Source organism: Pseudomonas sp. 9_2_1, assembly GCF_059295275.1.
Genome location: NZ_CM181239.1, coordinates 3,060,785 through 3,085,172, shown reverse-complemented (window position 1 = coordinate 3,085,172; position 24,388 = coordinate 3,060,785). Strand labels below are relative to the sequence as shown.

The window sequence follows — 24,388 nt, the reverse complement described above, 5'->3', positions numbered from 1 at the left end:
AGGCTTAAGCAATCGTAGTCGGGTTTTCCTGCAACAACAGAGCAGGCGCCGAAAGGCGCTGCTCAGAAGCCGCTTTCGCGCAAACCAACCCCCAGCAACCATGTCCCCAGCTCGCCCAGGACACTGCGTTTTGCCCCTTCGATTTTCAACTTGCCGCGGGTTTCTCGCGCCGTGGCCAGCGGTTCATCCAGCGCGATCAGTACCTGAAACAAGGCATTGCTCGGCACCAGCGGCTCGCTGGTGGTTGGCACCGGGCCGCCGAAATGCGATGAGAGCATGCGGTGGGCCAGCTGCCCGGCACGGGTGCTGCCAATCGCCAGGACCTTGCCGCGCAGCGCGCTGGCCTGGCCATCGGGGTAGAAGCGGACGCTATCGCCGACGGCCAGGTGGTGCACCTGGTCCTGGGCAACGTAGGCATCGACCTGCCAGTGCCTCGGGTCGATGAGGATGCCCAGTGCTTGCTGGCGGTTGAGCCATTGGCCCGGCTGCACGTCGCGGTCCAGGTCCAGCCAGCTCCCGGCGAACGGTGCCTGCAGGTTGAGCCGGGCAATTTCAGTGCGCGCGGCGCGGACCTCTTCGGTTTGTACATTCAGGCGCTGCTGAGTAGCGGCATCTTGGGCCAGCCCGCCTGGGTCGGCGAGCAGACCCGAGAGGCGCGCTTCATAGCTGCGGGCGCTGGCCTCGCTGCTGCGTAAGCGCGAATCCAGGTCCGGTTCGTCGAGCACCGCCAGTACTTCGCCGGCCTTGACTTGCCCCGCCTGGTGCAAGCTCTGCAGTCGCGCAGGGTAGGGGGTGTAGACGCGCAGCTGGTGCTCGGCACGCGCCACCCCCACGGCATCGACCTGGCTGCGCCACGGCAGCGCCAAGCCCAGCACGGCCAGGCCAAGGCACAGGTAGAACAGCTGTTTGCGCCGCCCCGGAATGCGTGCCCGCTGTTGCCACCAGTGGCTCAGCTCACGCTTCACCGGCAGCGCGATGAACCACGCCAGTTCGACCATGAACAGCACAATCCCCAACAGTTTGAAGAAAAACAGGTACACCGCGACGGCGATGCCCAGGAACAGCACCAGGCGATACAGCCAGGTGGCGAAGGCGAATGCCACCAACAGCCGCCGCTGGCCCACCGGAAACGGCTCGGGCCACGGCTCGTTCAACCCCAGCATGTTGCGCCGCAGGGCCGTGCGCGCCAGCGCCGAAGCGCGTTCGTGCAGGTTGGGGAAATCGAGCAGGTCGCTGAGGATGAAATAGCCGTCAAAGCGCATGAACGGGCTGGCATTGAGCGCCAACGACAGTACCCAGCTGGTGGTCGCCAGGTACAGCAGGGCATTGCGCAGGCCGCCGTCGTCACACAGGGCCCAGCCGAGGGTGGCAAGGCCTGCCAGCGACAGTTCGGTGATGATCCCTGCCGAAGCGATCGCCAGGCGCTGGCTCGCGCGCTTGAGCTTCCAGCTTTCGCCGGTGTCGGTGTAGAGCATCGGCCACAGCACCAGAAACGCGATACCCATGTGCCCAACACGCAGGCCCAGGCGGGTGGCCACCAGTGCGTGGCCGAGTTCGTGCAGGGTCTTGGCGACCACCAGCGCCAGGGCAAAACTGAACAGGCCTTCGGTAGAGAACGACTCCACCACCGCGTGGGTAAAGCTGTCCCACTGCTGCATGACCAAGACGATACCCAGCAGTGTCAAACCCGCCACCAGCACCCCGCTGAGCGGATGGAACAGCCAGCCCAGGGCTGCAGCCAGGTGCTGCAGCGCAAACTGTGGACGCAGCAGCGGGATGCGAAAGAACAGGTAATGGTGCAACCACCAGCGCCAGCTCGACCAGGTGCGTGCCTCGCTGGCGCCTTGCAGCCTGGCCAGTTGTTCGGGGCCCGGGCGCAGCAGATGGTGCTGTTCGAGAAACGCCCGCAGCGCCAGTATTTGCTCGACTTCCGGCTTGAGCGCACTGTCCCGGGACACTTGCTCACTGATCTGGCGTGGTGTCTGACCCCAGCGCAGCAGGCATTCGAATTCCAGCCAGCCGATGCGGTAGAAACGGTTGACCACCGTGTCGTGAATCATCCACGCCGGCTCCCCTTCGCGGCTGTCGGCGGCTTCGCACAGCCGCAGGTCTTCGCGCAACGGCGGTAGAGGCAATTCGGACAGGTCAAGCATTACCAGCCACTCCAGGCGCGCAGGCTGGCCAGCGGCCGGCGCAGCAGGTAATAGCCAAGCATCACCCGGCCACCGTACAGTTTGGCGGTGCCGTGCAGGCCCAGGCGTGCATGTTCGGAGTGCTCGTCGATGCTGGCCAGCAGTCGGTAGGCGACCACGCCGTCATCGCTGGGCTTGGCCTGGTAGCTGGTTTCGAGAATTTTCCCCCTGAGCGGGCTAAGCGGGTAGGCGGTGAGGAACAAGGTCACCTCGGCGCCCGGCTCCAAGGCGATGGCATCGGCCACGGCCAGCTGTATCTGCATCGCCGGCTGTGCCGGGTCGGCCACGTGCATGATGCGCTCGCCGGTCGAGACCGGCTTGCCTAGCCAGTCGTTGGGGTCGCTGAACACCGCTACTCCGGCGCGCGGCGCCAGCACTTGAGTGCGCCGCAGTTGCGCCTGCACGGCGGCAAGTTCGGCACGGCGCTGCTGGACACGGCCCTGCAGCAGGGTCAGTTCGCTCTTGCTTTGCGGGTTGTCGAACGCGCGCTGGCTGGCCGCCTGCAATTCGGCGTCGGCCACAGCAACTTCCTTGCCAAGTACCTCGGCGCGGCTACGCAGCGTGGTTTCATCGAGGGTGAACAGCGGCGTGCCAGCTTCCACTGGCTGGTTGGGGCGCACCAGCATCTGGGCGATCACACCGTCGATCGGTGAGCTGACGATCTGCGCCTGATGCGACACGATCTGCGCCGGCGCCAGTGCCGTTTGCCGCACCGGCACCAGCAACAGCCCGGCTGCCAACAGCAGGCCGATCAGCAGCTGACGCCGGCTGGGGCGCCAACGGCTGATCCGCCGCCGTCGGGTCAGTGCGTGCCAGCAGTAGGCCCAGGTGCGGGTCAGGCCATCAATTTGCTGGCGCAGTACCGCAGGCGGGGCTTCCTCCAGTAGCAACACCAGCAAACCCAGGCGCTGCCCGGCAGGGCCATGCAGCGGTATGCACCACAGGCCCTCGGGCCACCATTCGGCCCAGCCCTCGGCGATGTCGGTGGGCGGGGCGCCGCCGGCCTGCGTCAGCCAGACGGGCTGCGGGTCCACCAAGCGCTCGTTGAGCCAGCGGCTGGCCCGGCGCAGCCACACCAGGTAGGGCGAGTCCTCGCTGGGCCGTGCCAGGCCCGATACACACAGCAGCTGCAGGCAGTTGTTGCCTTGTTCGAACACCAGCGCCTGGTGGAAGGGCAGCAGCGGATACAGATCATTGGCCATGCTGAATGCCAGCGCGTTCAGCGTTTCGGCTGCCATGGCTTTGTCGCGCAGGGCATCCAGCTGCAGCAGCAGCTGCGGATGTGGAAGCGGCCTATTCACGGTCATGGTCGAACCGCGCCGTGCCGCTCATGCCAGCGATCAGTTCCGGGTAGGGCTGATCGAAGCGTGCTTCCAGCTCCACCGTCTGGGCCACGGCGTCGACCCTGGCGTTGATCACGCTGACCTTGGCCGGGTAGGTCTTGCCGGTTTCATGCACATTGACCTCCAGTGGCTGGCCGGGGCTGAGGCTCTTCAACTGGCTCGATGGCACGTTCATGCGTACCTTCAGTGCGCCGTCACTGACCAGGTCGAACAGCGGCGTCCCAGCACTGACCGTCTGGTAGGGTTTGACGTAAACCTTGGCCACATGGCCAGAAAATGGTGCCACCACCCGGCAATAACTCATCTGCGCATCGCCCATGGCGCGTGCGCCTTCGGCTTTTTGCACTTCGGTATTGGCCGCAGCCACTTCGATGTCACCTACTGCATCGAGTTTGCGCAGCTGCTTTTTAGCCTGCAGGTTCTGCTGGGCCATGGACAGTTCAGCCAGCGCAACCTTGCCTCGCGCCTTGGCTTCGTTGCAGTTGAACAGCGCCAGACCGGCGCCTTTGTTCACATGCTCGCCGAAGCGGGCCGTTAGCTCACTCAAGGTCCCGTTCATCTGGCTGGAAAGCGTCGTTTCCAGATCCGCAGCCAGCAGCACTCGGATCTGTTGCGACTCAGTCGGCGGGGTGTTCGGTACCCCATCCGTAGCAAAGCTCGTCAGCGATAGAAAGAGCGTGAAAACAGCAATCTCGAAAACGGGTTTGCGCATTCTGGTTCCCTCGCATGCGTCCTACTGATCACCTCCAGGATCGCTTGCCGGGTTGTTCTACCGGAAGCGGTCCCACGAACAGGCTTCAACCTGGCAGGTACTCCAGGCCATTGCCGCCTTCGTTGCCAGGCTGCAGGCAGTATCAATTCAGCTCGATACAACTTTTTGCCTGGACCTTTGCGTTCTGCTTGCGGAAATACTCTGGCCGGGTTACTCGAGGTTATCCCTGCCATCGGCCTTATGGCCCTAGCGGCCCTGAGCGTGCCGATCATTTTGATAGCCGGGCGCGACGCCGGTCATCGTGGAAACAGAAAAGTCACGGCCACACGAAAGCCCCAGCCTTGCGGGCCATCATCGGGGCTGTCGAGCCAGTACCGAGGCCCAGCCTGAACCGTGATGGGATGACCACCGATTTTCAACAATTGCGTGACAGTCAGGTTGACCGGCACCGACCATTCACGCGATTGCCAGTTGTAGGTCGACTCTGTGTTGATTCCGTACGTGGTGAGCGTGCTGGTGGTATAGGAGAGAAAGGGTTGCAGGAAGGTTTGATTGACCTTTTCCTTGTCGTTCGGAGGGCTGCCTTCCAATCCCCAGATATGATTGGCAAGAACTCCTCGCGTCCAACCATTAGACTGTTTCAACGCGACAGCTGTCGGGCCGAGGCCCCATTGCTCACTACCCAGCAACTCATCACTGCCTGTAGGGATCAGCAGCGCCGGACCCACCCCTAGAATCCAGCCGCTGTCAGTGGGATTTTTTGGCGAGAAGAAAAAACTTTGCGTGATATCGCCGACACCAGACTTGTCCGCAGCTCCATTGGGAGCCAGCCCGTGTTGATCGATGACAGGCAGGATCGTGCGGGAAATCAGATTCCAGTCATCGTTGAGGGTGAAAGGCAGCACCGGTTGGATATTGGTGACGCTGTGCATGCCGTCACCAGTCGGGCCTATTTTCTGATCCCAGTTGTATTGCACCGGCAAGCTGTACATGGCAGCCACCGGGTTAAGCGCTTTCTTGGCCAGCTCCGCCGAATCTTCGGCGTGAGCCACGGGTATGAACCCGAAGGTAATGGCCAGCGCCCCGGACATCCCATTCCACAACTTGTCAGTTCGCATATTCGCCCCTTGTAGAGCCCTGATCATTGGGCAACCGGTTTTGGCTCTGGCAACTTGTACTCGTTGTTCTGCACGGATTTGTCTGGCATGTAAACGCGGAAGGCGAGTGTCCAGTTGTCGGTCGGCGCGATCAGCAGGTTGCGGGCCTCCGTGCCGCAGGTTTGCGGATTACCGAAGTGCAGGGTGAAGGTCTTGAGTTGGCGAGGCAGCGTCAGTACAGGTCCCATACGTAGATTCCTTATGTGAAATCAAAGCTGAATACCGAGCGATAACGTGATACCCCGCCATGCTGTCGATGTTCTTCGAGATAGTTCATCAAACGTTGGAATCACTCTCGATCGTCGCGAGTTCCTCGCCCGTCATTTAATTTTGACCACATCGTCCGGCTTCCAGGTCTGGTCATAAAACGCGTCTTCCGCGCCATACAGGCGCAAGGCAACGAGGAAATTCCGACCTGGGATCGTCTGGATGAACGCAGCATCCGCCACCTCAGCAGGTTTGTCAGGCCCGAACCAGATTTCGATGGAGCCATCCGACTGTTTGGGGATGTCGTAATAACCGTTGGTTGATGGCATTAATTGCTTGGTTTGGGGCATGGTGCCGTCGGTGATGTTGTAGGCGGTGACCGCCCAGAACAGCGCCGCCGGAGCGTTCGGTGGCAAACGCAATTTATACGTGCTGCCGCCTTCCAGAAATTTTCCGTCTTTGTCGCGGCCGGTGAACGGGTACTTGGAGCCTGCACCCGTGGTGTGCATGACCATCGCCGGTGCCGAGGAATAGGCGAACTGGAAGAAATTCGCCCGCTGGCTCACGTCAAGGTAGCTGTCCTGCATCCACTCCGCTGTGCCGCCTGCCCAGGTGTTCTCATACTGGCGATCTTTATAGTAGAGATTGCGTTTGTCCTCGCGGCCCAATTGACGGTTCGCCAATATCATTTTCGGGGCGGTCTCTACCGCTTTTTTCAGCAGCGCCTTTTGATTGTCTGTGGGGTTGAACGGCTCACCTTTGATAATGCCAATCGAGGCCAGCACGCCACGCAGCTCTGGATCGATGGCCTCCACCGGCTCGTAGTCGATGAACGCCTTGAGCTTGGTCCAATATTCGTTGTCTGTTGGATACATCATGTTCAGTGCCTTGCCACTGGCATCCGGGAACTCCATCGGTTTGACGTCCTTCTCGGTCATGGCCAAAGGATAGACACGGGTACTTTCTGCCGCCTTCACAGCGGGTGCAGGGTCAGGCTTGCCATCGCCCTTGGCCATGACGGTGCGGAAGAACAGGAACACGTTGTAAGTGCGCGATTTCACGACAAAATAGCTGGCGGGCACCGGGCCGTTGTAGTCCGGAGGCAGAATAAGATACAGGCCACCCCGTGCACGATCCGGCCCTACTGCACCGACGTCAGTAAGCGTGCGTTGAAAAAAGTCGGTGAACATACCGATGACGTTGGCCGGTGCCTTGACCACCAGCGGCCCGGTTTTCTTCAAGTCCAGGTAACTCATGGAATAGATGACGTCGGCGTTGGGCGTCGGCACCATCGCACGAGAATCCATGCGTTGCTTCCAGATCGGCAAGACGTTGTAACCACTCCCGAACGCTTTCTCCGAACCGTCCCGCATGCCGATCACGTTGAGTGCCGGCAACATTGTCATGTAGGCATGGATAGCGCGCTGATAGTACAGCTCGTCACGCAGGGACTCGGCTTCCTTGGGGTCGAGCCAGTTGCCATTGTTGATTTGTTTGATCAGTGGTGAGGCTGGAGCGGTATCCTCGGCCTGAGCTACCGGCATCAGAAATAATGCTGCGACCAGCATGGACGGGGCGAACTTATTCCGTTGATTGAACGCCATCAGCTACCTCCAGAAAAGTTGGGCGAGCCAACGGCCCTGCCGTATTGGTATCTCGTACCGACCGTTAGCAACCTTAATCGCCCACCTGATGCATACGCTGGACATTGGGCCCAGCCTTGAGCGCCAGGTAGACGACTGCTGACTACTTCTTCAGTGCCTGGAATGAGCTGACCATGTCCTTGGCCCAACCATCGAGCACGGCTTTGGCGTCCTTGGCCTGCATCACCTGCGAGGAATTGTCCAGTTCGGTGCCGGCGCCTTTGCGCACCACTTCGGCTACCACCTGATTGGTTTCGCCATCGAGGAAGGCCGCTTCAGTCGCGATGCTGGTGTCCTGATCACGGATGCCGGTAGCAGCGCTGATGCCGGCGGCAACCAGCGCGATTGGAATGACTTCATAAGGACGCAGGCTTTTGGTCTTGGCGCTGACGGCAGTAATGGCCGGGCGCACCACCAGCACACCGGGGCCAGGGCTTGTGGCTAGCGGCAGTACCTGAGAGAAGTGATTTTTGAGCGTCTGGTCGTAGTACTGGGTGATGCCTTGCAAAGTGGCCTGCGGGACCTTCTCAGTCGGCTGCGGTTTCGGGTACAGCTGGCTAGGCTCGATGTACACGCTGCTGTAGCGCTTGGCGTCTACTCCCGGCTTGATCCAACGCATCACCGGTGCGCCGGACGGCGACTTGTCTTCTTTGAGGATACTGTAGTCCTTGAGGAAGCCCGAGTACTGGTCGGTCTCGACGTACTTGCTTGCGCATCCCTGTAGCATGAACGTTGCAAGGCACAGCGATGTAGCCAACGACTTGATCTTCATGCAGCTTCTCCTTCTTACAATGATCAACTCTGCGCTGCCATGCGGGGCAGCTCAAAATCGCCAGGTGGCGCCGCCACCGATGATGTGCAGGGCACTGTTGTCATAGCTGCCGGATAAAGTGGTACCAGAGCGGGTCTTGGTCTGCTCGACGTCCATATCGCCGAGCCAGACCAGGGTGTAGGCCAGATGCAGGTCGAGGCCTTCGTCGAGCTGGTAGTTGACCCCCGCCGCCAGCCGCCATGCTTCGCCCATGGGGTTGTCGACCGTGCGGTCCTTGTCGTCTACCGCCGAGCTGTCGTAACCAAGTCCGACACTCCAGCGCCACTGCCGGGAGGCCTGGTATTGCGCGCCCAGTGAGGCGTGCCAGGTGTCTTTGTATCTGCGGTCAACGGTGCGGCTGGTGCCACCGGCATTGCTATCGACTTCTACGCCGACATCGCCGAAATCGCTCCAGTCCTGCCAGTTGAGGCTGCTGAGCAAGGTCCATTCGTCGTCTAGCTGATAGGCGACGCTGGCCGTGACGGTCTGCGGCACATTGAGGTCGAGTTCCAGCGAGTCGACGTCGAGGCGGTTCAGCGCCAGGTTGAGCAGAGGGTTGTTGATGTCGCGCAGATGCGGTTTGTCCTCGAACTCCAGCTTGACCTTGCTGGTATAGGCCAGGCCGACGCGGGTGCGCGGATCGACCTGATAGAGCAGGCCGAGGTTGACCCCTACGCCGACATCGGTGTCTTTGTATTCCAGCTGCCCGTCCTGGCGGTCGGCCAGGCCCAGCAGGTTGTTGTTGATGGCCATTTCCGTGCGGTAGTAGCCAACCATGATGCGCGGCCCGACGCCGATCGACAGAGCGTCGGTGAAGCGGTACGCCCAGGTCGGTTGCAGCGACACGCCGATCACTGCTGCTTCCTGGGTGAAGTAGCGCCCGGCCCAGTCATCGTCGTAGTCCAACGCCAGGCCGAAGTTTCCGTACATGCCAAAACCGATGGCAGAGCGCTCATCAAGCTGGTGGCTGACGAACAGGCTCGCACCCGGCAGGTACTGCAGCGCATTGCCGCCTTCATTGCCGGCGAACTGATTGTTGCTGTCGCGGGTGAAACTCAGGTCGCCGAAGATGATTTGCGCGTTGGCGCTTATCTGCGTGCCCTTGAGCAGGGTGATGCCGGCCGGGTTGCTCATCAGCACACTGGGGTCGTTGGCCAGGGCCGCGGAGCCTGCGTTGGCCAGTCCGTTGCCCTCCTGGCCGGATTCGTAGATGAGTATTCCTCCGGCGGACACGTTCGTGCTATGGATAGACAAGAGCATGACCGTTGCTGCCATCCCCCGGCTAAACAGGATCCGATTAGTCTTAGCCATTAGCTCCCGACTCCGAACTTTAAAAAGAGCAGGGCACCGATCACTCGATGACCCTGCTTGACACAACCTGTGTCAAGGGAGCATTCAGGGTGTGACTAAAGGGGAGCAGTAGTCCAAATAGTCCATTTGCCCGTCAGCTTGCCAGGTTTACCGTTGATTCCCCTGCCACTCACGGCAGCGGCCCAATGAACATGCTTTTCAGTCGATCACGCCCGATGACGCGCGCGAGTTCAGCTATCACGCAGTACATGAATATCAGCGTCATCAGCAAAATCTGTATTGCCCAGAATCGAGGCCAGTTGATGGACGACCACAACAGGGCGTTTGCATCCATGAAACCATGCGCCTCTTTCCAGTACTCGTAGAGCCGTTCGAGGTAATGAACAATGAGTGCGACCAAGGTATAGATGAGGGTTTTCCAGCCTACATTCCAGAGCAATGGTTTGTCGGGGAAGCGGTTGATGAATGGCAGCATGTCTGCCACCAATACGGACTTTCCAAGGATCAGAGAGGCGAAGAGCACCGAAGTCGATACCGGCAAATCAACCCCGGAGCCCTTGATCATGAGTGAACGAATCAGCGCAACGATGTGCAGGATGACGAAGAAAAAGAGGGTGGGCGGCAGCACCTTCATGAATTCATGTTTGAGCTTGAGCATGATGTGATTCATTGCAGCCCCTCGCATCGGTCAGCGCTTCGCCAGATGTTTGTTTGAGTTTCATAGCGTCCCGACTCAGCTACGTGTTGCCAAGCATAGGGATAGGCCGCTGCCAGACATCGAGCAGAATGCCCTGAAGCTTTGGCGGAGCGTCTAACACCAATGGGCCGGTCTTGGATAGATCTTCAAACACCATCCCGTAAATCAAGTCGGAGTTGGGTGTGGTGATGAGCGTTTTCGCATCGAGGCGCTTCTCCCAAATGCCCATCACGTTGTAGCCGGTACCGTAGGCGTCAGCAAACCCGTCATGCATGCCCATGGTATTCAGTAACGGCATGCTCCACAGGAAGCTCTGAGTCGCACGCTGGAACAGCAGCTCATCCGTTAACGTCTTCACAGCCTCGGGCGTTGGCCGGTTCTCCGAGAAAGGCGAGTGGGCCAGTTCATTGAATCGTGTGCTCTGGGCTGGCGCCTGACTGCTCGCCAGTAATCCTGTGCAGATAATGAAAGCCGCAGACGTGTAACGCATCAACAGATGGCTCATCGCGTGTATCTCCTTACACAGGATACGGGGCAGCCACCTTGCACCGTCCGGAATATTGCAAGCCAAATGACCTGCCATATCGCGCTATTCAACTCACGACTGCCGAAATATGAAACTAGACTGATTTTCGATCTTATCAAGGCCGAACCTAACGGCGGCCGCCAAGGAGCTTCACCGCAGCTGCCTGCTGGAATAGATGCGGCAGAGGCCAATCACCCAGAAGGAAGGACATTCGAGATGATGCTCTCTAAGACACTTTTGGCTTCTTTCGTGAGTTACTCGATTCTCGCAGCCGCACCGTTGGCGTGGGCGGGCAAGCAAGAAACCATCGAGACCGAGATCGGCAAACTGGAGTTCGACGGCGGCTACCCAACCGAGCCGACCATCAAGCATTTGCTTGACGAAATGGACTTCATGCGGGCAACCCAGGCTTACCTGTGGGGAATACCTGCCGCTGGCATGATCGAGTGGTACAACGCCCAGACCAACATTTTCAAGACCCGCGATGGGCAGTTGGTGTCGTACATTACCCAGAAACAGAAGCAAGGCATCCTCACACCCAACTTCACCACCCCCTATATCGCCTCGTTGGCCGACCTGTCCAAGACCGGGCCGCTGGTGCTGACCCTGCCCAAAGGCCTGATGGCCGGGATGGTCATGGATGTGTACCAGCGCGTGCTGTCCGACCTTGGCGTGGTCGGCCCCGACAAGGGCGAGGGCGGCAAGTACCTGATCCTGCCGCCAGGGCATGAAAAAATTGCCCCGGCCGGTTACAACGTGGTGCAGTCCACCAGCAACATCGTGTTCTTCGGCGTGCGCCTGCTCGACAAGGACAAAGCTCAGGCGGTGAAAGACCTGCTGCCGCAGATGAGCACGGCGTTGTACAAAGACGGCAAGGAGCAAGAGGCCTGGCCGGCCGTACCGGCGGGTGAACAGGCCTGGAGCCAGACCCCACGCACCGGCATGGATTACTGGAAGAGCATCAACCAGCTGGTGCAGACCGAGGTGGTCAATGACCGTGACCGGCTGATGATGGAATACCTGCGCTTCCTCGGCATCGAAAAGGGCAAGCCGTTCGAACCCGATGCGCGGCAAAAGGCCATTCTCGAAAAAGGCGCTGTGGTCGGCCAGGCGATGGCGAAGGCTAACAACTACGCCAAGCGCTTCGAACCACCGTTCTGGAAGGACACACACTGGAAACACGCGATTACCGTCAGCGTCGACCAGCGTGCCGAGAACTGGGACCAGTTTGACGAGCGGGCCTCGTGGTTCTATGAGGCGGTGTCGATTTCCAAGGCCATGCTTACGCAAACGCCAGGCGTGGGCCAGCGCTACATCGTCACCTATCAGGACAAGGACGGTAACTGGCTGACCGGTGACAAGACCTACAAGCTGCATGTGCCGGCCAACGTCCCGGCCAAGCAGTTCTGGTCGACCACGGTGTACGACGAAAAAGAGCGGCAGATGATCGTCACCGACGAGCAGTCGCCGGACCTTTCCTCGACCAAACAGGGGTTGCAGACCAACCCGGACGGCTCGGTCGATATCTACTATGGCCCGCAGCCGGTCAAGGGCCATGAGCAGAACTGGGTCCAGACCAACCCCGGTGAGGGCTGGTTCACCTACTTCCGTTTCTATGCGCCCACCGAAGCATTCTTCGACAAGTCCTGGACGCTGGGTGACATCGAGTTGGTCAAGTAGGCCCGAAGGTGGGGCGTGGCGCGGCTATCGCGCCACGCCCCACCACAGCGAAGGAGCCAAGCTGGCATGAATGCCCATTCGCAGATACTCGCCCTCGAGGCGCGCATGTCCCAAGCCATCATCGGCCAAGAGCGGGTGGTGCGCTGCATCGTGCTGTGCCTGCTGTGTGATTCGAACCTGTTGCTCGAAGGCATGCCGGGCCTGGCCAAGACCCGTGCCATTCGCAGCCTGGCGGCCAACCTCGATGCTACGTTCCGGCGCATCCAGTTCACCCCTGATTTGCTGCCGGCCGACATTACGGGCTCGGAAATCTACGTGCCCGATGCGGGTTCCATCGAGGACGCTTTTCAGTTCCGGCACGGCCCGCTGTTTGGCAACCTGGTGCTGGTGGACGAAATCAACCGCGCCCCGGCCAAGGTCCAGTCAGCGTTGCTTGAGGCCATGGAAGAGCGGCAGATCACCGTGTCCGGCAAGACCTACCTGCTGCCCCGGCTATTCATGGCGCTGGCCACGCAGAATCCGGTGGAGCAGGAAGGCACCTACAACCTGCCAGAAGCTCAGCTCGATCGCTTTCTGATGAAGGTCAAGGTCGATTACCCCTCGGCGCAGAGCGAGAAACGCGTACTCGATCTGGTGCGCGCCGAGCATCAACAGCGCTATGCCGACGCTGACGGGCAACAGCAAGCGCAGCAACAGGCTAGCCCACGGCTGGACAAGGAGGTGATCTATCAAGCCTGGCAAGCCATTGCACAATTGCACGTGAGCGAGGCGATCAAGGATTACATCGTCGCGATTATCCATGCCAGCCGCTACCCGGCCGAACTCGATGGGCAACTGGCCAAGTGGCTGGCGGTTGGCGGCAGCCCGCGTGCCTCGCTTGGCCTGGAGCGCGCAGCGCGTGCGCATGCATGGCTGGAGGACCGCGACCATGTAGTACCTGGTGATGTCCAGGCGGTGATCCATGATGTTTTGCGCCACCGCCTGGTGCTCACATTCCAGGCGGCGGCTGCCGGCGTGCAAGTCGAACAGGCCATCGACCGGCTGCTTGCGCTGATCGTGGCGGGCTGAGCGCCATGGCTGCGCAGGAAGGCGTTTACGTTGGGCTCGATGAGCTGATTGCCTACCAGGCGCTAACGGCCGGCATGGCCGTGAGCTTTGCCCAAGTGAGCCACAACCTGCTGACCGGTAACCGGCCTTCCAGGATCAATGGCCGCGGCGGCGCGTTCGACCAGGTCCGCGCGTACCTGCACGGCGACGATGTGCGCGACATCGACTGGAATGTAACCGCGCGTATGGGCGGCGCGCCTTACGTGCGCGTGTTCAACGAAGAACGCCAGCGCATGCTGGTGGTACTGGTCGACCAGACCAACGACATGTTCTTTGGCACTCGCCGACAACTCAAGTCGGTGCTCGCTGCGCGAATTGCCGCACAACTGTTGTGGATGGCTCACCATCGCAAGCAGCCCCATGGGCTGGTGATCGTTCAGGAGAAAACGTTGCTGGCAAGCCAAGTGCGTGAGCACAGAGGCCATTTGCTCAACAACTTGGCTCAGTTGGCTATGGCCAATCAGGCGTTGTCCGCAGGCCAAGGTGAGACCCAGGCGGGAGCGCAGATGCCATTGGCCTTGCAGCGCATGTTGCAGCTGTCGGCCCGAGGCGCGTTGGTGGTGCTGATCAGTGATTTCCATGCCTTCGACGAGGCTGCCTGGTCGTTGTTCGGCCAGCTCGCGGCGCGCACCCAGGGGCTGGCTTTGCCGGTGTATGACGGCATTCTCGACCACTGGCCGCAAGAGGGGCAGTTTCTCGCCACCTATGGCGGTATCCAGACGCAGCTGCAAATTGCTTCAGGCGCGCAGCGCGATGCGATCAAGGCGCAGGCCGAGGGCAACCTGGCGCTGCTGCAGCAGCGTATTGCCAAGGCCGGCATGGGCATGGCCCCGATGACCACCTATCGCGATGCCAATGAACAGCTGTGCGAGGCACTGGGGCTTGCCGGAGGTAGCCCATGAGCCAGCCGGGGCGAACCGATGTTCCGGGTATGGACTTACCCGAATTGGCCGAGCTTAGCCTGCCCGCACCCGTCAGCATGTTCCCGCAGACTTGGGCCTGGAAGCTGTTGCTGCTGGCAGGTCTGGGCCTGTTATTGGTGTTGGCGTGGCGGCGCTACCGGCTTTATCGCCGGCGGCGCTGGAAGCGCCAGGCGCGGGCGTTGGCGATAGTCGCCAGGGACCACGCTGATGTCGATACCTGGTTCGCGCTGATCAAGCGCGTCTGGCTGGTGCAAGTACCACGTGAGCAGGTAGCCACCCTGAGCGACCATGATCTGCTGCAGCCCTTGCAGGCGCTTGACGAACCTGGCCGGCAAGCGTTGATCGACGGGCATCATCGCGCCAGCCAAACCCTGGAGCCACTGCTCAACCAGCGCCTTGCCGGCGCCTTTGAGCAGTGGCTCGCGGAGCTGCCGGATGTTCGCTGATCTACTGGAGCTGCTGCCACGGCTGGGCCTGCAGTGGCCCTGGCTATGTGTGCTGTTGCCGTTACCGCTGGCGCTGCGTTGGTTGCCCGCGCCGCGCACCTCAGGGCAACAGGCTGTGCGTGTACCAAACCTGCCGCAACTTCTGCCAGCTGCGCAAGCGGGGCTGTCCGGCAGGCGCGAGAGGCATCGTCGCTTGCGCTTTGCAGGCATGCTGGCGTGGTGCTTGCTGGTACTGGCTGCCGCTCGCCCGCAATTGTCGATGCCTGCCGAATATCAGATGGTGTCGGTGCGCAATCTGGTGCTGGTGCTCGATGTGTCCGGATCGATGGCCACCGAGGACATGCATGACGCGCAGGGCCAAAGCATAACTCGGCTGCAGGCCATGCAAACCGCAGTACGTGACTTCATCGAAGCGCGCAAGGACGATGCCATCGGCCTGATCGTTTTCGGCAGCCAGGCGTATCCGTTCGCACCGTTGAGCCGTCAGCACCAGGTGCTGACCGAGCGCGTGGGCGAACTCGAGCCGGCCATGGCCGGCGCGCAGACCAGCATGGGCGATGCGTTGGGCGCCACCTTGAAAATGCTCGCCAGCGCCGACAGCGGCGAGTCTACCGGGCAGGGCAAGGAGCGTATGGTGGTGTTGCTCACCGACGGCAAGGACACTTCATCCACCCTGCCACCCGAAGTGGCGCTGCGCCTGGCGCGCGAAGCGCATGTGCAGGTCCATACCATTGCCATGGGCGAGGACCGCGAGGCTACCATGAACCTTGCCTTGCTGCAGAAAATGGCCGCCTCCACCGGTGGCACCTTCCACCGCGCCACCGGCGATCTGGCGTCGCTACGGGGCATCTACGCCGAGATCGATCGGCTCGCGCCCCGGCAAGTGAAGCAGTTGGGCTGGTCGTACCGCCAACCCTTGTACAGCTTCCCGTTGCTCGGAGCGCTGGTAGTACTGGGGCTTATGATCTACCCGCTTCGCGCCAGGGAGCGGGCCGATGGATGAATTTCACCTGTTACGGCCGTGGTGGTTACTCGCTGCGGTGGCCTGCCTGGCAGCAGGGTTGATCGCCCGACGCCGCGGCGCGCAACGCTCGCAGTGGCATACGGTGATGGACGCGCACCTTGCCAAGGCCCTGCTGGTCAACCAGGGCAGCAAGCGTGCTGTCACCGCCAGCGACCTGCTGTGGTTGCTGCTCACCCTGGGTATGCTGGCGCTGTGCGGACCGACCTGGAGCAAGCAGCTGCCCGCCGATGCCCAAGGCAAGCTGGCGGTGGTGGTGATACTGGCCAACAGTGATTCGATGTACGCCGGCGATGCGCTGCCGAATCGCAATCGGGCGGCCAAGGCCAAGATCGATGCCTTGCGCAAACGCCTGCCGCAGGCGGCGTTCGCAGTAGTGGTCTACGACCGCACAGCGCACCTGGCCATACCACTGACCGCCGATGAGCGCTTCTTCGAGCTGTACCTGCAGCCGTTGGAGCCGGAACTGATGCCCCGCACAGAGGGCACTGCGACAGGGCTCGAGCACGCGTTGCAACTCGCCGAACGCAGCGCTGCCGCCAGCCAACTGCCGAGCAACCTGCTACTGATCAGCGACAACCTCGATGAGCAAGGCAGCAAGGCGCTGGCCGCAGCGCACGGTCGGCATCCAGCGCTGCAAGTGCTGGTGGCGGGCACGGCCGCAGGGGCTGCGCTGCGCTTTGCCCCTGACGGTGCGCAAAACCCCGGCACCGCCGTGCCCTTGGCCAGCTTCGCTGCATTGAAGGCGCAAGGTATCGCCGTCACCCAGATGCGGGGCGATGACCAGGACGTTGCCTGGCTAGCTCGGCACATCGAGCGACAGCAGACTCAGCAGCAGGCCAGCGATGCGCGCTGGCAGTGGCAGGACAGCGGATACCTGCTGGTGTCGATCATGTTGTTGCCGGCATTGTGGTTGCAACGCCGCATACGCTTGTTGAGCATCGCAGCGCCGCTATTGTTGCTGACCGGCACCTACACCGGCGAAGCGCGGGCGGATTGGCAAAGTGCTTGGTGGACAGCGGACCAGCAGGGTCAGCAGGCGATGGAGAATGGCGACTACAAAGCGGCGGGCGCGTTGTTCGCCGACCCGTACCGCCAGGGCAGGGCCTACTACCTCGCCAAGGATTACGCCCAGGCCGCTGCTGCTTTTCGCCAAGTGCACACGGCCGAGGGCTATTTCTACCTGGCCAACAGCCTTGCACAGCAGTCCCGGTACCAGGCCGCGCTGAAGGCTTACCAGCAAGCGTTGGAACTCGACCCGCAACTGCAGCAGGCCCGGGCCAACGCCAAAGCGGTACAGGCGGCGCTGGACGCCGCGGCGCAGCGACCGGGCCAACGCCAGCCCGGCGATCCCGAGCAGGGCGATGTCACCGGCATAGTGGTCGATGTCGACACCCCGCGTAGCGCTCAGCAGCGAGCGCCGGCGAGCACGGCGCTCAGCGAGGCTGAAGCACAGCAGTGGATGGCCAACGTGAAAAGCTCGCCACGGGACATGCTCAAGGCGTTGTTCCTGCTGCAGTCCCGGCAGCAGGACAGTCCGGAGCAGCCGCAATGATCAGGGCTGGGCTATTGATGCTGGTGCTGTGCACGCCTGGACTGGCCAATGCCGAAAGCGCGGCCTGGGAGGCCAGCGTGGTGCTGCAGGCGGTAGACGATCCCGCTGCTAGTCTGCCAGCGGTCCTGGTGCCCAAGCAGGCTGTGCTGATGAAGGTCACGGTGTGGATGCCCAAGGGTGAGAACTGGTACCCGCGTTATCCGGATTGGGACATGCAGGGCGCAACGCTGACCAAGCTTTTGATGCTGTCGCCGTCGATCGAGCGCGACAACGCAGGGTTCAGCCAGCGCGGCGCTACCCAGAACTATGTGTTGACCCCCATTGACCAAGGCGAGCTGGTGCTTACGCCACAGACGATCAAGGTCCACCCGGATCAGCCCGACTCGCCTGAGCCGGTCTTCGACCCGCTGCGCATTCAAGTTGCCTTGCCCGCAGGTGCCGATGGGCTCGAGCATTTCTTGCCCGCGTCCAGCCTGCAACTGACGCAGGCATTCCAGCGCCAGTTGGCCAATGGCGAGCATGAGGATATTGCTCCGGACGCGTTAGCCGGGACAACCCTCGCGGCTGGCGACCTGCTGGAGCGGCGCATCGTGGTCCACGCCAACGGCATCCAGGCCAGCCAGATACCCGCGCTGCAAGCCGATGCCGGGGTCGTCGACCCACAGAGCGAAGCCACCGACCTGAACAACTACGGTGATTTCACCGGGGGAGAACTCAAGCTGACTTGGCTATACGCTCCCCAGGCCGGTGGTAAGGTGACCGTGCAACCGGTCACCTTGCATTGGTATGACCTGACTAGCCGAATGTTCCGTACTGCGCGGCTGCCGGGTGGTGAGGTGCGCAGCGCGGGTGGCCGGGAGGACAACTCGGTGCTGGCCTTGGGGCTGGTCGACCGGTTGAGCATTATTCCTGGGCAAACCTTGGCGGCGGGCGTGTCCGGCTTTTTGGCGCTGGTGGCCCTGGTGTCGTTGCGTCGGCGCCTGTGGCAGGCGTTCAAAGGCGCATGTCGCTGGTCGCATGCACGCTGGCAGTTGTGTAAAACTGCTAGGCGGGTGGCTGTGCTGCGTTATCAATTGCCCGAGCTAGCGAGGGTAGAGCCGCACGAGGTTCAACCGGGAGGCCAACCCCTTCGGCCCTGATGGGGTGCTTTCTGCCCAGTAACGCAAGCCGGCGCCGATGCGTCTTACCTTGTTGACTTAATAAATACCCATCATTCCTTCGATGCTGCGCACCATGGAAACAAGCCGCGGACCAATATCATTCGTGAGTTGTCCCTCGTTGAGCATGAACGCCGGCACGCCGCAGTTGAATACCAGGATCTCACCATCGGACATGGCCCGCATGGGGACCGCAACCGCATGAATGTCACGGCGAAGGTCGCCATATGAGGCGCAAAATCCTCGCTCGTGGAACTCCTGAATGCTGTCTTCGATGCGGGTATGGAAGGTGTTCCAATCGTCTGGCGTTCTGACTTTGATCTCGTTGAGCAGCGCTGTACGCCCTTCACGCGAAGAGGCGGCAATGAGTGCGCGGCCCATCGCTGTCCGGGCGATCGGATAACTCAGCCCAACGTCAGGTGGGTGACTCATCGGGGCGGCGCTGCGGCTGCTTTCCAGATACACCACGCTAAGCCGATCGCGCATGCCGAGAGACACCGAACCGCGTATATGATCCGCCAGTTCGCCCATGAAGGGTCTGGCGATTTGCCTGATATTGAGGCTCGCAAGCAGTGGATAACCCAGCGACAGCACGGCTGAGCCTAGCTGGTACTTGTTGTTCAGCCGATTGATGCGTAGATAGCCCAGACGCATGAGGGTGTAGGTGAAGCGCGAAATCGTGGCTTTTGGCATCCCGGTTCGTGCGACCAGCTCCGCATTGCCCAATTGGGTATCCCGCGCGGTGAAGCAATGCAAGATCTCTAGGCCACGCGCCAGTGTCGTTGCGAATTGCCGATCCTCGGCAAACTCATCTGAAAGGTAGTGCCTGGCCGGAGATTGCCAATCTGCAGCCGGGCCAAGATTGCGGTGCGCTGCGGCTTGCAATACGGTCTGCGACGCGCGCTTGCGGGGGGTGTCCATCTTCACGACTCCACAGATTCGGTTCCCCACTGATGCTGGCAGCTTTGTTCCAACTATTCAAACTGTGTTCTGCATGGTGGAACAGTAGTTGTTCGACTTCGATATTCGTCGCCATATACCTATCAACAACTACAAAAAACACGATAGGAAACCAATAATGGTACGTGATCAGCAGGCGTTCGAAATCTTCATGAATCAAGTTCGTCGTTTCGTGCGTGAAAAGGCGATCCCCAGAGAAGCGGAGATCGAGCGCTTCGACGAAGTACCTGCCGATTTGGTGCAGGCACTGCGAGACAACGGCTATTTCGGCTGGAGCATTCCGCAAACCTACGGCGGCTCGGGGTTGACTACCGAGGAGCTGGTACTGGGTGCATTCGAACTGTCTCAAGCCGTGGTGGCGGTGCGCGCTCGTGTTGGCACCAATACCGGTATCGGTTCCGAAGGGATTGTCGCGGACGGCACGGACGAGCAGAAGTCACGCTATCTGCCACGCCTGGCCAGCGGTGAGTGGACGGGTAGTTTGGCGGTTACCGAACCGAACGCAGGTTCCGAAGCGACCAATGTGCAAACCACCGCCCGGCGAGAGGGTGACAGCTACATTCTCAATGGCGTGAAGTGCTACATCACCAATGCCTCGCTCGCCGATGTATTCACCGTCACTGCCCGAACCGAGCCTGGGAGCAAGGGCGCCAAAGGCGTGTCGGTGTTTATCGTCGAACGCGGCATGCCGGGGCTTTCCACTGGCGAGCCCTACCGCAAGATGGGCCAAGAGGGCTCGCCTGTTGGCGACGTCTACTTCAATGAGTGTCGGGTCCCGGCGGCCAACTTGATCGGCATCGAAGGCAATGGCTTCAAGACCGTCATGAAGACCCTGAACAAACAACGTATCCATCTGGCGGCCCTGTCCACCGGGCCGGCCATCCGTATGTTGGAAATGGCCATCGAGCACACGACGAAGCGTGTCCAGTTTGGCCAACCGATCGCGAACTTCCAGTTGGTCCAGGCCATGATTGCCGACTGTCAGACCGAAATCTTCGCTGCCCGGTCGATGATCCTCGAAACCGCCCGTAAGCGCGATCGCGGCGAGGATGTGGTGCTTGAAGCTTCGATGTGCAAGTACTTCGCAACAGAGATGTGCGGGCGTGTCGCCGATCGCTGCGTGCAGATGTTTGGTGGCGCTGGATACATCGCTGACCATGCCCCTATCGAGCGTTGGTACCGGGATGTCCGCCCGTTCCGCCTCTACGAGGGGACCAGCCAGATCCACCAGCTCAACATCGCCAAGCAGTTGCTTGCCGCTTACCGCTAAGGCGAGCGCCGACCATTCTCCTCTGTTGCAGGAAGTCGTCATGTCTACTTTCGATTTGTTCTTCAATCCGCGCTGCATCGCGGTGATCGGTGCCTCCCAGGATCTCGCCTCCATCAGCGGGCAACCCATCGCCCACCTCCAGTCCAAGGCCTTTTCCGGCCAGATACTGCCGGTCAACCCACGTTACACGGAGGTTGCGGGGCTGACCTGTTACCCCGATGTTGCATCGCTCCCGGTTGTTCCGGACGTCGCGGTGATTGCTGTCGGCGCCCAACGGGTGCCCGCCGTGCTCACCGACTTGGGCGCGAAGGGGTGCCGATTCGCGGTCATTCTGTCGTCAGGCTTTGCCGAGGCCGGCGAGGAGGGCGCCGAGGCGCAACGCCACATCACCGCCATTGCCCGCTCGTTCGGCATGCACGTGACGGGTCCGAACTGCCAGGGTTACATGAACGTCAGTGAGGGCATTCATGTCGGTTTCGGTGCGCCCTATGGGCTGACGTACCCCAAAGGCCATCTGAGCCTGACCTCGCAGAGTGGCGCATTCGGCAACTCGATCGTGATGCTGGCCAGCCAGGAGGGCATCGGCTTCAGGCACTACGTGTCTACCGGCAACGAGTCGGTGACCACTTCGCTGGACTTCATGGAAGCCATGATCGACGACCCCCAAACCCGGGTGATCGCCGGCTACGTCGAGGGCTTCCAGGACGCGCATCGCTTGTTGTCGATCGGTCGCCGTGCGCTGAGTGCCGGCAAGCCGATGCTCATCTGGAAGGTCGGCACCTCGGAAGCAGGCGCCAGGGCTGCGGCCTCGCACACCGCCAACCTGGGAGGCTCCATGGCGTTGTACCGCGCCGCCTTCCGGCAAAGCGGAATCATTGAAGTCAACGATGTGGGCGATCTGGCCGATTGTGCCAAGGCGCTGCTTTGCGGCCGGGCTCCCAAAGGCAACCGCCTGGCCATCGTGACGATCTCCGGCGGTGCCGGAATTGCCATGGCAGATGGTGCCGCCGCCGGTGGCCTGCAGTTGCCTGAACTGGCCCCGTCTACCACGGCTGCGCTCAAGGAAGTCCTTCCTTCATTTGCGGCGGTTGCCAACCCGCTGGATGTAACGGCCAGCCTTCTCTCCGACGCCAGCTTGCTGCGGGTGACCTTGGAGAAACTGGCCGACGATCCAAACGTAGACATGATCGGGCTCGCCCTGGCGGCGGCCAGCGGCAAGTTGGCGACAGAACTTGCTCAGGAAATCGTGCGCATCAGTGAAGCGCGCGGTATTCCGGTACTGGTTGCCTGGAACGCCGACCCTGCCAGTGTTCAGGAGGCCTATGACATTCTCGATGCCGCGGGTATTCCGCGTTACCAGTCGCCGGTTCGCTGTGCCCGTGGCGCCACTGCGTTGTGGGCCTTCGCTGAAGCGCGCGGTCGTGTGGCCCAGGCAGTGAGCGAGGAACCGCTGGTGTTGGCACGCCCTCTGGTGCGCGAGGCAATGCGCGGGCGTAGCCTGGATTTGACTGAGTTCGAAGCCAAGCAGGTGCTGGATGCCTATGGCATCAGCGTGACACAAGAAGCGCTGGCAACCGGCCCCGAGGAGGCGGCCCGCATTGCCTCGACCATGCCCATGCCGGTGGTCATGAAGATCCAGTCGGCTGAAATTCCTCATAAAACCGAAGCCGGGGGCGTTCGCGTCGGGGTGCAGGGTACCGCCGCCGTAACGGCCGCTTTCAATGACATTATCCACAATGCACGTGCCTATGCGCTGGACGCTGTGCTGGACGGTGTACTGGTTCAGGAAATGGTCAGCGGCGGCACCGAGTTGATCCTGGGTATCAAGAACGATCCCCTGTTTGGTCCTGCAGTCATGGTAGGTTTTGGTGGCATTTATGCCGAGGTGATGAAGGACGTCAGTTTCCGCCTGGCGCCAATCACCCGTTGCGAGGCGGAATCGATGCTGCGTGAGCTGCGTTCATTCCCCATCCTCGAAGGGGCCCGCGGGCGTCCTCAGGCGGATTTGAATGCAGTGATCGATACGCTGATGCGTTTGTCGGCCATGGCGATCGATTTACGTGAAGTCGTGCAGGAGTTCGATATCAATCCGTTGTTCGTGTTGAAAGCAGGAGAAGGGGTGAGGGCAGGGGACGCGCTTGCCAAGCCGTTCCCAACAGACACCGAGGTTGCCCGAGCGTTGATTGGCGCGCGGGATGCCCTAGCCATTTAAGGCCTGTCCAGCTGAAATTCTGGCGGCCGAGAACACCGGCCGCTGCGACTTCACGATTGCAGTCAACGAGGGTTATATGAACATTTCCCAGCACTCCCCCGTTTTAACTGAGGTAGCCCAGTGTGCCCCCGCCGAGGCTGAACAGACCTACCGCAAGCTGACGCTTCGGCTCCTGCCATTTCTTATTCTGTGTTACATCGTCTCCTATCTGGACCGCGCCAACATCAGTTTCGCCAAGCTTCAATTCATGAACGACCTGGGCTTTTCCGAGGCGGCCTACGGGCTGGGCGCGGGATTGTTCTTTATCGGTTATGTAATGTTTGAAGTGCCGAGCAACCTGTTGATGCAACGCATTGGTACCCGCCGTACGTTCCTGCGCATCATGGTGCTCTGGGGCCTGATCTCCAGCGCCATGATGTTCGTCAGCACGCCCATGCAGTTCTACGTCATGCGGTTTTTTTTGGGAGCCGCTGAAGCGGGCTTCTTTCCGGGTGTCATGCTGTATTTGACCTATTGGTTTCCGGCTGCACGCCGAGGTCGTGTGATCGGCTTCTTCATGATGGGAGCCGCCACGGCCGGCATCCTTGGCGGCCCTTTGTCCACCTGGATCATGACCTCCTTTGCAGGTGTGCATGGCCTGCACGGCTGGCAATGGCTGTTTCTGCTTGAAGGCATACCCGCAGTGGTTTTGGGGGTTGTCGCGTTCTACTACCTGTGCGACCGACCTGGTGATGCCACCTGGCTTAGCGAGCGTGAAAAGGCAATTGTGCAGGGCGACCTGGCCGCCGAGGAAACCAGCACGAACAGCGGCAAAGGGCATGCCGTGGGTGATGCGTTGCGCAACCCCAAACTCTACGTCGGCATCGTGGGGTACTTCACCGTGGTGCTGTCGTTCAATGCCATCGGGTTCTGGGTGCCGACCATCATCAAGGACTTCGGTGTGAAAGACCTGATGGACGTCGGCCTGCTGTCGGGCCTGGTGTTCATCGCCGGCGCGGCGGGTACCTATTTCGTGGGCCGAAGTTCGGATCTGCGGATGGAACGGCGCTGGCACCTTTTTGCCTGCAGCACTGTTGTCGCCATCTGCTTTGCGTCGTTGCCACTGGTCGCTCACAGCTTGGTGTTTGCCATGACACTGCTTGCACTGGCCGCTGCAGCATCCTATGGAGGCTTTGTAGTGTTCTGGACCATCCCGCCGACGTTCCTGAGTGCCAGCACCAAGGCCGGTGGTATCGCCTTGATTACCAGTCTGGGCGGAATCGGGCAGTTCATGAGCCCGACGCTGGTTGGCTGGATGAAGTCCAGCACAGGCAGCATTTATGCCGGGCTGACGATCCTGGGGGTCGCCACCACCATTGGCGCACTGGTCATCTTGATGGGCATACCGGCGCGCAAGGCAGGTGCACAGCCTTAGGCCTGCAACCAGCATGCGGTGAACGCCAGCGCCTGGCGCTGGCG

The 24,388-nt window shown here is 61.0% G+C and carries 21 protein-coding genes; 10 read left to right on the top strand and 11 right to left on the bottom strand.

The features are described from left to right. Positions 1-62: 62 nt before the first annotated feature. The 10 genes from AC5O5I_RS13875 to AC5O5I_RS13830 all read right to left on the bottom strand — a co-directional run bounded on the left by AC5O5I_RS13875 (position 63) and on the right by AC5O5I_RS13830 (position 10,578). Positions 63-2,153 (bottom strand): site-2 protease family protein, encoded by a 2,091-nt coding sequence (locus AC5O5I_RS13875; protein WP_494512735.1) that lies wholly within the window; start codon positions 2,151-2,153, stop codon positions 63-65. Beyond that, positions 2,153-3,499 (bottom strand): efflux RND transporter periplasmic adaptor subunit, encoded by a 1,347-nt coding sequence (locus tag AC5O5I_RS13870; protein WP_494512734.1) that lies wholly within the window; start codon positions 3,497-3,499, stop codon positions 2,153-2,155. Before AC5O5I_RS13870 ends, AC5O5I_RS13875 begins: the two co-directional genes overlap by 1 nt. Further along, complete coding sequence (locus AC5O5I_RS13865) at positions 3,486-4,247, bottom strand: efflux RND transporter periplasmic adaptor subunit (protein ID WP_494512733.1); 762 nt, start codon at positions 4,245-4,247, stop codon at positions 3,486-3,488. Before AC5O5I_RS13865 ends, AC5O5I_RS13870 begins: the two co-directional genes overlap by 14 nt. Positions 4,248-4,543: 296 nt before the next feature. Next, positions 4,544-5,338, bottom strand: coding sequence for a transporter (locus AC5O5I_RS13860; RefSeq protein WP_494512763.1), 795 nt, complete (start codon positions 5,336-5,338; stop codon positions 4,544-4,546). 50 nt (positions 5,339-5,388) lie between these two features. Continuing rightward, positions 5,389-5,592 carry a hypothetical protein gene (locus tag AC5O5I_RS13855; protein ID WP_494512732.1) on the bottom strand — a complete coding sequence of 68 codons (204 nt, stop codon included), beginning with the start codon at positions 5,590-5,592 and terminating at the stop codon, positions 5,389-5,391. A 132-nt stretch (positions 5,593-5,724) separates the two neighbouring features. After that, positions 5,725-7,215, bottom strand: a complete 1,491-nt coding sequence (locus AC5O5I_RS13850; RefSeq protein ID WP_494512731.1) for a DUF1254 domain-containing protein — start codon at positions 7,213-7,215, stop codon at positions 5,725-5,727. A gap of 142 nt (positions 7,216-7,357) precedes the next feature. Further along, a complete protein-coding gene (locus tag AC5O5I_RS13845) occupies positions 7,358-8,026 on the bottom strand; it encodes a DUF3313 domain-containing protein (RefSeq protein WP_494512730.1) in 669 nt (222 codons plus the stop codon). A 51-nt stretch (positions 8,027-8,077) separates the two neighbouring features. After that, complete coding sequence (locus AC5O5I_RS13840) at positions 8,078-9,325, bottom strand: OmpP1/FadL family transporter (RefSeq protein ID WP_494512729.1); 1,248 nt, start codon at positions 9,323-9,325, stop codon at positions 8,078-8,080. Positions 9,326-9,545: 220 nt separating this feature from the next. After that, the gene (locus AC5O5I_RS13835; protein WP_494512728.1) at positions 9,546-10,034 is read right to left on the bottom strand and encodes a hypothetical protein; all 489 of its coding nucleotides are present in this window, start codon (positions 10,032-10,034) and stop codon (positions 9,546-9,548) included. 79 nt (positions 10,035-10,113) lie between these two features. Further along, positions 10,114-10,578, bottom strand: a complete 465-nt coding sequence (locus AC5O5I_RS13830; RefSeq protein ID WP_494512727.1) for a DUF1254 domain-containing protein — start codon at positions 10,576-10,578, stop codon at positions 10,114-10,116. A gap of 270 nt (positions 10,579-10,848) precedes the next feature. Between AC5O5I_RS13830 and AC5O5I_RS13825 the strand changes: the two genes are divergently transcribed. The 7 genes from AC5O5I_RS13825 to AC5O5I_RS13795 all read left to right on the top strand — a co-directional run bounded on the left by AC5O5I_RS13825 (position 10,849) and on the right by AC5O5I_RS13795 (position 18,470). Continuing rightward, the gene (locus AC5O5I_RS13825) at positions 10,849-12,279 is read left to right on the top strand and encodes a DUF1254 domain-containing protein (RefSeq protein ID WP_494512726.1); all 1,431 of its coding nucleotides are present in this window, start codon (positions 10,849-10,851) and stop codon (positions 12,277-12,279) included. Between the two features lie 66 nt (positions 12,280-12,345). Beyond that, the gene (locus AC5O5I_RS13820; RefSeq protein ID WP_494512725.1) at positions 12,346-13,347 is read left to right on the top strand and encodes an AAA family ATPase; all 1,002 of its coding nucleotides are present in this window, start codon (positions 12,346-12,348) and stop codon (positions 13,345-13,347) included. Between the two features lie 5 nt (positions 13,348-13,352). Continuing rightward, complete coding sequence (locus AC5O5I_RS13815) at positions 13,353-14,288, top strand: DUF58 domain-containing protein (RefSeq protein ID WP_494512724.1); 936 nt, start codon at positions 13,353-13,355, stop codon at positions 14,286-14,288. Next, the gene (locus AC5O5I_RS13810; RefSeq protein WP_494512723.1) at positions 14,285-14,755 is read left to right on the top strand and encodes a DUF4381 family protein; all 471 of its coding nucleotides are present in this window, start codon (positions 14,285-14,287) and stop codon (positions 14,753-14,755) included. The genes AC5O5I_RS13815 and AC5O5I_RS13810 overlap by 4 nt, the downstream gene beginning before the upstream one ends. Further along, complete coding sequence (locus AC5O5I_RS13805; protein WP_494512722.1) at positions 14,745-15,758, top strand: vWA domain-containing protein; 1,014 nt, start codon at positions 14,745-14,747, stop codon at positions 15,756-15,758. The genes AC5O5I_RS13810 and AC5O5I_RS13805 overlap by 11 nt, the downstream gene beginning before the upstream one ends. Beyond that, positions 15,751-17,331 carry a VWA domain-containing protein gene (locus AC5O5I_RS13800; protein ID WP_494512721.1) on the top strand — a complete coding sequence of 527 codons (1,581 nt, stop codon included), beginning with the start codon at positions 15,751-15,753 and terminating at the stop codon, positions 17,329-17,331. Before AC5O5I_RS13805 ends, AC5O5I_RS13800 begins: the two co-directional genes overlap by 8 nt. Further along, positions 17,328-18,470, top strand: coding sequence for a hypothetical protein (locus tag AC5O5I_RS13795; protein ID WP_494512720.1), 1,143 nt, complete (start codon positions 17,328-17,330; stop codon positions 18,468-18,470). The genes AC5O5I_RS13800 and AC5O5I_RS13795 overlap by 4 nt, the downstream gene beginning before the upstream one ends. Positions 18,471-18,527: 57 nt before the next feature. On the opposite strand, the gene AC5O5I_RS13790 is transcribed toward AC5O5I_RS13795, so the two are convergent. Further along, entirely contained in the window at positions 18,528-19,409 is an 882-nt protein-coding gene (locus AC5O5I_RS13790) for an IclR family transcriptional regulator (protein WP_494512719.1), read from the bottom strand. A gap of 157 nt (positions 19,410-19,566) precedes the next feature. Between AC5O5I_RS13790 and AC5O5I_RS13785 the strand changes: the two genes are divergently transcribed. From AC5O5I_RS13785 to AC5O5I_RS13775, 3 genes are all read left to right on the top strand, one after another. After that, positions 19,567-20,718, top strand: a complete 1,152-nt coding sequence (locus AC5O5I_RS13785; protein ID WP_494512762.1) for an acyl-CoA dehydrogenase family protein — start codon at positions 19,567-19,569, stop codon at positions 20,716-20,718. Beyond that, positions 20,702-22,930 (top strand): acetate--CoA ligase family protein, encoded by a 2,229-nt coding sequence (locus AC5O5I_RS13780; RefSeq protein WP_494512718.1) that lies wholly within the window; start codon positions 20,702-20,704, stop codon positions 22,928-22,930. The genes AC5O5I_RS13785 and AC5O5I_RS13780 overlap by 17 nt, the downstream gene beginning before the upstream one ends. A gap of 76 nt (positions 22,931-23,006) precedes the next feature. Continuing rightward, positions 23,007-24,344: an MFS transporter gene (locus tag AC5O5I_RS13775; protein WP_494512717.1), complete on the top strand. Its 1,338-nt coding sequence runs from the start codon at positions 23,007-23,009 to the stop codon at positions 24,342-24,344. Positions 24,345-24,388 lie beyond the last annotated feature (44 nt).